The sequence below is a fragment of the Nocardia sp. NPDC002869 genome, assembly GCF_046764065.1.
GTDB lineage: Bacteria > Actinomycetota > Actinomycetes > Mycobacteriales > Mycobacteriaceae > Nocardia > Nocardia rhamnosiphila.
Genome location: NZ_JBKOOL010000193.1, coordinates 1 through 9,997 on the forward strand (window position 1 = coordinate 1; position 9,997 = coordinate 9,997).

The 9,997-nt window shown below is 65.8% G+C and carries 11 protein-coding genes; all 11 read right to left on the reverse strand.

Going from position 1 to position 9,997, the window contains the following annotated elements; genetic code table 11:
• Positions 1 to 59: 59 nt before the first annotated feature.
• The 11 genes from ACLML9_RS25400 to ACLML9_RS25450 all read right to left on the reverse strand — a co-directional run bounded on the left by ACLML9_RS25400 (position 60) and on the right by ACLML9_RS25450 (position 9,880).
• A complete protein-coding gene (locus ACLML9_RS25400; RefSeq protein WP_357063916.1) occupies positions 60 to 440 on the reverse strand; it encodes a F0F1 ATP synthase subunit epsilon in 381 nt (126 codons plus the stop codon).
• Positions 441 to 446: 6 nt separating this feature from the next.
• Positions 447 to 1,895 (reverse strand): F0F1 ATP synthase subunit beta, encoded by a 1,449-nt coding sequence (gene atpD / locus ACLML9_RS25405; protein WP_411947881.1) that lies wholly within the window; start codon positions 1,893 to 1,895, stop codon positions 447 to 449.
• Positions 1,896 to 1,917: 22 nt separating this feature from the next.
• Positions 1,918 to 2,889, reverse strand: a complete 972-nt coding sequence (locus ACLML9_RS25410) for a F0F1 ATP synthase subunit gamma (RefSeq protein ID WP_411947882.1) — start codon at positions 2,887 to 2,889, stop codon at positions 1,918 to 1,920.
• Between the two features lie 58 nt (positions 2,890 to 2,947).
• Positions 2,948 to 4,585 carry a F0F1 ATP synthase subunit alpha gene (gene atpA, locus ACLML9_RS25415; protein ID WP_411947883.1) on the reverse strand — a complete coding sequence of 546 codons (1,638 nt, stop codon included), beginning with the start codon at positions 4,583 to 4,585 and terminating at the stop codon, positions 2,948 to 2,950.
• 81 nt (positions 4,586 to 4,666) lie between these two features.
• Positions 4,667 to 5,476: a F0F1 ATP synthase subunit delta gene (locus ACLML9_RS25420; protein WP_411947884.1), complete on the reverse strand. Its 810-nt coding sequence runs from the start codon at positions 5,474 to 5,476 to the stop codon at positions 4,667 to 4,669.
• A gap of 19 nt (positions 5,477 to 5,495) precedes the next feature.
• Positions 5,496 to 6,056, reverse strand: coding sequence for a F0F1 ATP synthase subunit B (locus tag ACLML9_RS25425; protein WP_030522397.1), 561 nt, complete (start codon positions 6,054 to 6,056; stop codon positions 5,496 to 5,498).
• 5 nt (positions 6,057 to 6,061) lie between these two features.
• The gene (locus tag ACLML9_RS25430) at positions 6,062 to 6,310 is read right to left on the reverse strand and encodes an ATP synthase F0 subunit C (protein WP_030522398.1); all 249 of its coding nucleotides are present in this window, start codon (positions 6,308 to 6,310) and stop codon (positions 6,062 to 6,064) included.
• Positions 6,311 to 6,387: 77 nt separating this feature from the next.
• Positions 6,388 to 7,113, reverse strand: a complete 726-nt coding sequence (gene atpB, locus ACLML9_RS25435; RefSeq protein ID WP_030522399.1) for a F0F1 ATP synthase subunit A — start codon at positions 7,111 to 7,113, stop codon at positions 6,388 to 6,390.
• 395 nt (positions 7,114 to 7,508) lie between these two features.
• Positions 7,509 to 7,976, reverse strand: coding sequence for a hypothetical protein (locus ACLML9_RS25440; RefSeq protein ID WP_411947885.1), 468 nt, complete (start codon positions 7,974 to 7,976; stop codon positions 7,509 to 7,511).
• A 10-nt stretch (positions 7,977 to 7,986) separates the two neighbouring features.
• Positions 7,987 to 9,153 carry an MraY family glycosyltransferase gene (locus ACLML9_RS25445; RefSeq protein ID WP_411947886.1) on the reverse strand — a complete coding sequence of 389 codons (1,167 nt, stop codon included), beginning with the start codon at positions 9,151 to 9,153 and terminating at the stop codon, positions 7,987 to 7,989.
• Between the two features lie 61 nt (positions 9,154 to 9,214).
• Complete coding sequence (locus tag ACLML9_RS25450; RefSeq protein WP_265802358.1) at positions 9,215 to 9,880, reverse strand: L-threonylcarbamoyladenylate synthase; 666 nt, start codon at positions 9,878 to 9,880, stop codon at positions 9,215 to 9,217.
• Positions 9,881 to 9,997: the final 117 nt, after the last annotated feature.

The window sequence follows — 9,997 nt, forward strand, 5'->3', positions numbered from 1 at the left end:
GCGACAAGGGATCGTCGCCGGCCGGAGCCGAGATCATTCTGTTGTGCTCCCGTGGGAGATCAGGACGCCGCGCCGGCCTGTTCCACCGCGCGGACCCGGCCCTGGGCGGCCAGCTGGGCCTCCGCGGACGCCGATCCGTCGGACAGCACCTGACGTGCGGCCGCGACATCGACCTCGGTGGAGAACTCGGCGGACTCCGCCAAGACCCGCACCGTATCGGCGGTGACCGAGAAGAAGCCGCCGTGGACCGCGGCCACGATCCGGGTGCCGTCGGTATCGACGATGGTCACCGTGCCGCCCTCGACCAGTTGGCCGAGCAGCGGCTCGTGCCCGGGCATGATGCCGATCTGCCCCTCGGTGGTCTGGGCGCTGACGAAACTCGCCCGGCCCGACCAGAGCCGCCGCTCGACCGCGACGAGATCAACTGACATATCCGCCATGAAGGACTACTTTCCGGCGATCTTCTTCGCGGCCGCCTCGACATCGTCGAGACCACCGCAGCTGTTGAACGCCTGCTCCGGGAAGTGGTCGAATTCGCCCTTGCAGACCCGGTCGAAGTCGTCGATGGTCTGCTCCAGCGGAACGACCGAGCCGGGCTGACCGGTGAACTTCTCGGCCACGATGAAGTTCTGGCCGAGGAACTTCTCCAGTCGGCGGGCCCGGCCGACGAGGACCTTGTCCTCTTCGGAGAGCTCGTCCATACCGAGGATGGCGATGATGTCCTGCAGTTCCTTGTACTTCTGCAGGATCCGCTTCACCTCGTTGGCCACCGCGAAGTGCCGGTCGCCGACGATCGAGGCCTCGAGGATACGAGAGGTCGAGGTCAGGGGGTCGACGGCGGGGTAGATACCCTTCTGCGAAATCGGGCGGGAGAGCTCGGTGGTCGCGTCCAGGTGGGCGAAGGTGGTCGCCGGGGCCGGGTCGGTGTAGTCGTCGGCGGGCACGTAGATGGCCTGCAGCGAGGTGATCGACCGGCCGCGGGTCGAGGTGATCCGCTCCTGCAGTTCACCCATCTCGTCGGCCAGGGTCGGCTGGTAACCGACGGCCGAGGGCATCCGGCCCAGCAGGGTCGAGACCTCGGAACCGGCCTGGGTGAACCGGAAGATGTTGTCGATGAACAGCAGCACGTCCTGGTGCTTCACATCGCGGAAGTACTCCGCCATGGTCAGCGCCGACAGAGCGACGCGCATACGGGTGCCCGGCGGCTCGTCCATCTGGCCGAAGACGAGGGCGGTGTCCTGGAGGACGCCCATCTCTTCCATTTCCAAGTGCAGATCGGTGCCCTCACGGGTGCGCTCACCGACGCCGGCGAACACCGAGGTACCGGAGAACTCCCGCGCGATACGGGTGATCATCTCCTGGATCAGCACGGTCTTGCCGACACCGGCACCACCGAACAGACCGATCTTGCCGCCCTTCACGTACGGGGTCAGCAGGTCGAGCACCTTGACGCCGGTCTCGAGGATTTCGGTCTTGCCCTCGAGCTGGTCGAAGCTCGGCGGCTTGCGGTGGATGCCCCACTGCTCGCCGTCGCGGCCGAGGCCGGGGCTGTCGAGGCAGTCACCGAGGGCGTTGAAAACATGCCCCTTGACGACATCGCCGACCGGCACCGAGATCGGCTTACCGGAGTCACGGACCTCGGCGCCGCGGACCAGACCGTCGGTGGGCTGCATCGAGATGGTGCGCACGATGTTGTCACCGAGGTGCTGGGCGACCTCGAGGGTCAGCGTCTTGGCGACCGACTTCAGGCTGATGTCGGCGGCCAGGGCGTTGAACAGGTCTGGAATGGAGCCCCGCGGGAATTCGACGTCCACGACGGGGCCGATGACGCGGACCACGCGGCCCGTGGCGGCGCCGGTCCGGCTCGAGTCTTCTCGAGTAACAGCTGCGGTCATTTCTGGTTTCTCTTCCTGCGTCTCAGTCGCGTTCCGAGCTGGCCGCCAGGGCATTCACGCCGCCGACGATTTCGCTGATTTCCTGCGTGATGTTGGCCTGCCGCAACGAGTTGGCCTGGCGAGACAGGGAACTCGCCAATTCGTTGGCGTTATCGGTGGCCGCCTTCATTGCGGTGCGCCGAGCGGCGTGCTCGGATGCCGCTGCGTCGAGCAACGACGCGTAGATCCGCGTGTTGAGGTACTTGGGCAGCAGCGCCGCCAGCAGTACATCGGCGTCGGGCTCGAATTCGTACTGTGCGCTTACTTCGGCCGTGGGCGAATCGGACAGCATGTCCTTACCCAGATCGAAGTTCTCGTCGACGAAGGAGATCTGAATCGGCGCCATCCGGCGCACCTCCGGCGTCTGCGACAGCATGCTCACGAACCGGGTGTAGACGATATGGAGCTCGTCCACGCCCGCGATCGAACCGGTCCCGTCCGGTGCCGGTACCTCGCCCGCGGACCCGGCCATGAAGCTGTCCACCAGGTGGTTGCAGGCCGCCGAGGCATCCGGATAGGCCGGCTGCTGGGAGAACCCGGTCCATGCGGCGACCGGCCGGCGATCACGGAAGGTGTAGTACGTCAGGCCCTTGTTGCCCATGACGTAGAGCACCGGTTCCTTGCCCTCGTCGCGCAGGGTGGTCATCAACTCCTCGGCGCGTTTGAGCACATTGGAGTTGTAGCCACCGCACTGGCCGCTGTCGCTGGTTATCACCAGTACCGCGGCACGCTTCGGGTCGGGGCGCTCGGTGAGTAGCGGGTGCGACAGATTCTTCGACGCACTCGCCAGCTCCGCGACCACCTTGGTGATCTCTTCCGAGTACGGCTTGGCGGCCGCCACCCGGGCCTGGGCCTTGGAGATGCGTGAGGTCGCGATCAGCTCCTGGGCCTTGGTGATCTTCTTGATCGAGTTGATACCACGAATACGGGAGCGCAGCTCGCGCAAGGTAGCCATCGGTTCACACTCCCCTCATTCGCGGCGTGACAGGAAAACAGCGCATGGTTTGCCCGGTCTACTTCTCGACGTGCTTGCGGGTGACCGACAGCGATTCGACCTCTTCGTGCCCGAGTTCGTCGGCGCCCGGTTCGTTCACCACGCGGGTGCCGTCGGAGGCCAGGAAGCCCTGCTTGAAATTGTCGGTCGCGGTCTTGATCTGCTCGGCAGCGTCACCGTCGAGTACCTTGCCACCCGCGATGCTCTTGAAGGCATCAGCGGCATTGCTGTGCAGATCCTCGAGCAGCTCGGTGTTGAACCGGCGGATGTCCCCGACGGGCACCGAGTCGTAGTAGCCGGCGTCGACCAGGTAGATCGATACGATCTGATCCTCGACCGCCACCGGGGTGTACTGGTCCTGCTTGAGCAGCTCCACCCAGCGGGCACCGCGCTCGAGCTGTGCCAGTGACGCGGCGTCCAGATCGGAGGCGAACGCGGAGAAGGCTTCCAGCTCGCGGTACTGCGCCAATTCCAGACGCAGCGAACCGGCGACCTTCTTCATACCCTTGGTCTGCGCGGCACCACCGACACGAGAGACCGAGGTACCGACGTTGATCGCCGGGCGGACGCCCTTGTTGAACAGGTCGGACTCCAGGAAGACCTGCCCGTCGGTGATGGAGATGACGTTGGTCGGGATGAAGGCCGAGATGTCGTTGGCCTTGGTCTCGATGATCGGCAGACCGGTCATCGAACCGCCGCCCATCTCGTCGGAGAGCTTGGCGCAACGCTCCAGCAGCCGCGAGTGCAGGTAGAAGACGTCACCCGGGTAGGCCTCACGGCCCGGCGGGCGGCGCAGCAGCAGCGAGATGGCGCGGTAGGCCTCGGCCTGCTTGGTCAGGTCGTCGAACACGATCAGGACGTGCTTGCCCTGGTACATCCAGTGCTGGCCGATGGCCGAACCGGTGTAGGGAGCCAGCCACTTGAAGCCGGCGGAATCGGAGGCCGGGGCGGCGACGATGGTGGTGTACTCCAGCGCGCCGTGCTCCTCGAGGGCCGATTTCACGCCCGCGATGGTGGAGCCCTTCTGGCCGATCGCCACGTAGATGCAGCGCACCTGCTTGGCCGGATCGCCGGACTCCCAGTTGGCCTTCTGGTTCAGGATCGTATCGATGCAGACCGCGGTCTTACCGGTCTTGCGGTCGCCGATCACCAGCTGACGCTGGCCGCGGCCGATGGCGGTCAGTGCATCGATGGCGGTGATACCGGTGGCCATCGGCTCCTCGACCGGCTGGCGCTCCAGCACGGTGGCGGCCTGCAGTTCGAGGACGCGACGCTCGTCGGCCTCGATCTCGCCCAGGCCGTCGATCGGCTGGCCGAGCGGGTTCACGACGCGGCCGAGGAACTTGTCGCCGACCGGGACCGAGAGCACGTCGCCGGTGCGGCGCACCTGCTGGCCCTCTTCGAGGCCGGCGTACTCGCCGAGCACGACGGCACCGATTTCACGGTCCTCGAGGTTCAGCGCGACGCCGAGCACACCGCCCGGGAATTCCAGCAGCTCGTTGGCCATGGCCGAAGGCAAGCCGCTGACGTGCGCGATGCCGTCACTGGTATCGGTGACGACACCGACTTCCTCGATGGAGGTTTCCGGGGTGTAGCTCTGGGTGTAGCTTTCGATCGCGCTACGGATCTCGTCGGAGGAGATCGTCAGCTCCGCCATGTTCTTCCTGCTCTCGGTCTCTGGTCTGGAATGTCGGGGTGTTGAGCGGTTCGCGCCGGACCGGTGCCCGGCGCCCCGCCGCTAGGTCAGCGAACGGCGCAACCGCTCCAGTCGGCCGATCGCGCTGCCGTCGATCACATCGTCGCCGATGCGCACGACGAGCCCGCTCAACAGTTCGGGATCGACCTCGACATGCACGGTGACAGCCTTGTTGTAGATACGTGCCAGGGCGCCGCCCAGCCGTTCACGCTGGGAGTCGGTCAGCTCGATCGCCGACCGGACGTGCGCGACGATCTGTTCGCGCCGGGCCGCGGCCAGGTCGGACAGTTCGTCGAAGGCCACACCGATCCCGGCACGCTGCCTGGTCACCATCTGTTCGGCGAGAGCCCTGGTGATGGACTCGGACTTACCGGACAGCAGCCGCTCGAGCAGTTCCCGTTTGGCCGCCGCCGAGGCGGCGCGGTCGGACAGGGCCTGTTCCAGCTCCGGGTTGTCGGCGATGATCCGGCCGAAGCGGAACAGTTCGTCCTCGACGGCGGTCAACCGGCCCTTCTCGGAGGCCGATTCCAGGTAGGCCAGCTGACCGAGCAGCACCAGAGTGTCGACCAGGTCCCGGGCACGCGACCAGTCCTGGGCGACCGCAGTGGTCAGCACCGCCTGAGTGGCAGCGCTGACCTGGCTCCCGAAGACCCGCTCGCTGAGTTCGGCGCGGACCGAACCGGGCACCGATACGTCCGCGAGCGCCACACGCAGCGGACGCTGGTCGTCCAGTACGTCGACAACGGCGAACAGTTCGGACCCCGTCGTGGCCGCAACACCGTTGCTTCCGGTCAGCGCGGCCCGAAGCGCCTCCTTGGACCGGGAGCTGGCCTCACGGCTCGCTGCGTACATGGTTTTCACTCCTCCGTCGTTACCTTCCGACCCCGATACCGGCGTCCGAACGGTCGATCTCGTCGAGGAATCGCTCGATCGTCGCGGCCTGTTTGGCCTCGTCCGATACCGACTGCCCGATGATCTTCTCGGCCAGGTCCACCGCGGTGCGGCCGACCTCGGCCCGCAGCTCGGTCAGGATCTGCTGGCGCTGGGCTTCCAGCTGGGTGTGCCCGGCCGCGACGATACGGTCGCTCTCGGCCTGGGCGTCCGCCTTCATCTGGGCGAGGATCTGCTGACCCTGGGTGCGGGCGTCTTCGCGGATCTTCGCGGCTTCCAGACGTGCGTCGGCCAGCTGCTTCTGGTACTGCTGCAGCGTCTCCTGGGCTTCGGCCTGCGCGGCCTCGGCCCGATCGATGCCACCCTCGATCTTGTCGGCGCGCTCGTCCAGCACCTTCATCAGGCGCGGAACGGCGTATTTGTAGACCACGAAGGCGATAATCGCCACGCAGACCGCCGACCAGACGATGTCGTACGTCGCGGGGATGAGAGGATTCACATCCTCTCCCTCAGCCGCTGCGAGCAGAATGAACTCGTTCATCGGAATCAGAAGATGAAGCCGGCGACGAGACCGATCAGCGCCAGGGCTTCGGTGAACGCGATGCCGAGGAACATGTTGGTCCGGATGGTGCCGGAAAGCTCGGGCTGGCGGGCAATACCCTCGATCGCCTTACCGACGACGATACCGACGCCGATGCCGGGGCCGATGGCGGCCAGGCCGTAGCCGACAGCGCCGAGGCCCTTCAGCGTGGATTCGTTGGTGGCAGCTTCCTGGGCCAGGTACGAGAGGCTCATGAGTCTTCCATTCCCTTTCTGTTGCTCACCCGCCGGACGGCGTGGTGCAGCAGGTCCTTATCGGTTGTTCCGGTCGGTCAGTGTTCGTCGGCGTGCTGGGCAAGGCTGATGTACACGGCGGTCAGCAACGCGAACACATAGGCCTGCAGGAAGATGACCAGTAGCTCGAACAGCGTGAATGCGAGCCCGCCCAGCAGCGAGAAAGGCGAGAACACCTTCATCCAGGCGTCCGCGTCGAAGAGGAAGAACTGGGTCGCGCTGAAGAACAGCACCAACATGATGTGACCGGCGAGCATATTGGCCATGAGTCGGACGGTCAGCGTGAAGGGCCGCAGCACGAAGGTCGAGATGAACTCGATCGGAATGAGCAGCACGTGCATGGCCGGCGGAACATTCGGAACGACGATGCTGCTGCGCATATAGGTGAAGAAGCCGTACTTCTTGATGCCCACATAGTTGAACGCGATATACGCGATCACGGCCAGTACCAGCGGCATGCCGATACGCGCGTTCGACGAGATGTTCAGACCGGGGATCACACCCGAAAAGTTCAGGAACAGGACGGTGAAGAAGATCGTCGCGATCAACGGGAAGAACTTGCGGCCGTTTTCCTTGCCGAGGATCTCGTCACAGATCTGCTCCTTGACGAAGACCAGGCCCATTTCGCCGACGTTCTGCAGTCGTTTCGGCACGATTCGCGGAGTCCGGAACGCCAGGAACAGGAATGCGATCAGGACAGCGGTCATCACGAGCCGGACCAGCATCAGCCGATCGAGTTCGAAGGGGGTCCCTTCGAACAGCACCGCCGGAGGGAAGAAGTCGGTTAGCGACGGCGCGTGAAACTCCGCGGCCAAGGTAGTGACGCTCAGCGTTCTCTCCCGTGTTCGGGCCGCGGGAAGTTTTCGCTCCCGCGGTTCGATCGGACATTGACGATCAATGTGGGTCGACTGAGGTCGGCTCGAGGTCGTCAGCAGCTGTAGCGGCGATCCGCGCTGGCGTCTGTACGTGTGTCGGCGACATCGTCGACATGCAGAACCGAACCCTTTACGAGCACGGCACGGCAGTAGCATAGCGGTAGCTGGTCTTGCCGGGTCGGCACCCCTGGCTTAGTCGCTTGCTTACCAACACTTTACCAAGAGAACTACGACAACGTGTAGCGGGGGCGATGTAATCTACGACAAATTGTCGTAGACCCTGGTCAGCCCTGGCCGGGATCCTCTTTTCCGCCCTGCTCGGGGACGGTTACATAGGGAACTTTCTGTCGCAATACACCGTAAGTTTCGGCCCCCAGAACGATGACCAGGGCCCCCACGACGGTCAGGAACAGCGCCACCCGGTCGTAGAACTCGAATCGTTGCAGAACGGCGACCACGATCAGCGCCACCAGCAGCTTTCCGACCCAGCTGACCAGCATGATCAGCCCGGCGGTGGACGGCGGGAGTTTCGCGCCGAGCAGCACGACCACCGCCGTGGTCAGGATGAAACCCCCACCGATCGCGGCACCCAGCAGCGCGCCCCACAGTCCCGCGGTTCCGGCCAGCGCTGTCGCGATGGCCGCCGCCAGCACCGTCAAAACAACCAGACCGATCAGTCCATAGCGCAACGCCGCGCGGAGCGGGGCATCGGCGCTATCGGGGGTGCTGGGGCCGGCGGAACTCGTGGACACGGTCCGAACTCTACCCGGAGTCGGAAGCCGAGCCCGCCGCCTCCCGGCGGGCCTGCCGCCGCCACAACCCCGGAACAGCGGTCACGACCAGCGCGAACAGGAGGCCGGCGGCCATCATCAGCACCACCACCCGGCGGTCCATCACCGAGGTGCCGACCGCACCGAACGCAAGGATGCCGACCCACAGATAGATCACCAGCACCACCCGGCGCTGCGAATGCCCGATCTGCAGCAGCCGGTGGTGCAGATGCATCTTGTCGGGCGTGGAGAAACTGACCCCGGCGCGCACCCGGCGCACGATCGCGAGCAGCAGATCCAGCACCGGAATGAACATCACCGCGCCGACCAGCAGCAACGGCGAGAGCAGGCCGACGATATCGCGCGGCCCGTAACCCTGCAGCGGGATCCGGCCGGACGCACTGGTCGACACCGCGGCCAGCACCAACCCGATCAGCATGGATCCCGAATCACCCATGAAGATCCGGGCCGGCGAGAAATTATGCGGCAGGAACCCGAGGCAGGCACCGGCCATGGCAGCGGCCAGCAGGGCGGGCGGATAGCTGTCCACCGAACCGCCCTGTTCGGTGAGCAGGCCGACCGCGAAAGCGAACACCGCGAACGAAGCGATCAGGCCCAGGCCGGCGGCCAGGCCGTCCAGGCCGTCGACGAAGTTCATGGCATTGATCAGGGTCACCGCGACCGCGACGGTGACCAGGCCACCCTGCAATCCGTCGAGGACGACGGTGCTGTTGTTGAACGGGTCGTAGATCAGGTACCAGCCCAGGCCCATCACCGCCATCACCCCGGCGGCAGTGACCTGACCGGCGAACTTGGTGAGCGCGTCCAGGCCCCACCGATCGTCCACGATCCCGACCCCGACGATGATCGTCGCCGCGACCAGCACGGCGGCGATATCGGGCCGGTAATCGAAGCCGCGGCGCAGCGCCGGCAACTGATGAGCGAACAAAACGGCCGCCACCACGCCGATGTACATACCCACCCCGCCCATTCGCGGGATCGGCTTCACGTGCACATCGCGGTCGCGCGGAATGGCCACCGCGCCGAACCCGATGGCCAGCGTCCGGATCCCGCCGGTGGCCAGAAAGGTCACCACCGCCGAGATCAGCAACACCAGCAGGAGCTCGCGTAGCGGGACGACCGCACCGTAACCGGTCATCGCGCCGACCACCACCCCGCGGCCGGGGATACCGCCCGTACCCTCATCGACACCGCTACATTCACCGCGCGACGGACCCGATCAACGACTCGGCGGTGACTCCCAGCACTTCGGCGACCGCCTCGGTCGGCACCGCGCCCGCACGCAGGATCCGCGGCTGATCAGCGGTGAGATCGACAATGGTGGACGGCTTCGCGTGCTGGGCCGGACCGCCGTCCAGGAATACACCCACCTGGGTGCCGAGCTGCTCCCGCGCCTGCGACACATTCTCGGCCGCGGGCTTACCGGAAATATTGGCACTGGACACCGCCAGCGGACCGACCTCCTGCAACAATTCCAGCGCCACCGGATGCAACGGCATCCGCAGCATCACCGTGCCACGCGCCTCACCGAGATCCCAGGACAGCGAAGGAGCCTGCTGCACAACGATACTCAGCCCCCCGGGCCAGAACGCCCGGATCAGCTCACGAGCCTGCGGCCGCACCGAGAACACCAGTCCGTCGATCGTGTTCCACGAACCCACCAGCACCGGCACCGGCATATCCCGCCCCCGGCCCTTGGCCGCAAGCAATGACGCGACCGCAGCGGAATCGAACGCGTCGGCAGCCAGACCGTACACCGTATCGGTGGGCACTACGACCAACCGCCCCGATCTCAGAGCACTGGTAGCCGCGGCCAGGCCGGCGGCGCGCGAGTCGGGATCGGCGCAGTCGTAGACGGTACTCACGCGCCCAATAGTATGGGCTGTGACATGGCCCCGCCTCCGGCGGGGCGGGGTCGAGGCCCCCGATGGTCCCGCTGTTCAGCGCCCGAGACTCGCGGCTTCGCCGCATGCGCTTCGGGC

What these genes read in the sequence shown, in the direction of transcription:
- ACLML9_RS25400 (WP_357063916.1), bottom strand. Translation starts at nt 440, where the DNA reads ATGGCGGATATGTCAGTTGATCTCGTCGCGGTCGAGCGGCGGCTCTGG.
- atpD (WP_411947881.1), bottom strand. Translation starts at nt 1,895, where the DNA reads ATGACCGCAGCTGTTACTCGAGAAGACTCGAGCCGGACCGGCGCCGCC.
- ACLML9_RS25410 (WP_411947882.1), bottom strand. Translation starts at nt 2,889, where the DNA reads ATGGCTACCTTGCGCGAGCTGCGCTCCCGTATTCGTGGTATCAACTCG.
- atpA (WP_411947883.1), bottom strand. Translation starts at nt 4,585, where the DNA reads ATGGCGGAGCTGACGATCTCCTCCGACGAGATCCGTAGCGCGATCGAA.
- ACLML9_RS25420 (WP_411947884.1), bottom strand. Translation starts at nt 5,476, where the DNA reads ATGTACGCAGCGAGCCGTGAGGCCAGCTCCCGGTCCAAGGAGGCGCTT.
- ACLML9_RS25425 (WP_030522397.1), bottom strand. Translation starts at nt 6,056, where the DNA reads ATGAACGAGTTCATTCTGCTCGCAGCGGCTGAGGGAGAGGATGTGAAT.
- ACLML9_RS25430 (WP_030522398.1), bottom strand. Translation starts at nt 6,310, where the DNA reads ATGAGCCTCTCGTACCTGGCCCAGGAAGCTGCCACCAACGAATCCACG.
- ACLML9_RS25445 (WP_411947886.1), bottom strand. Translation starts at nt 9,153, where the DNA reads ATGACCGGTTACGGTGCGGTCGTCCCGCTACGCGAGCTCCTGCTGGTG.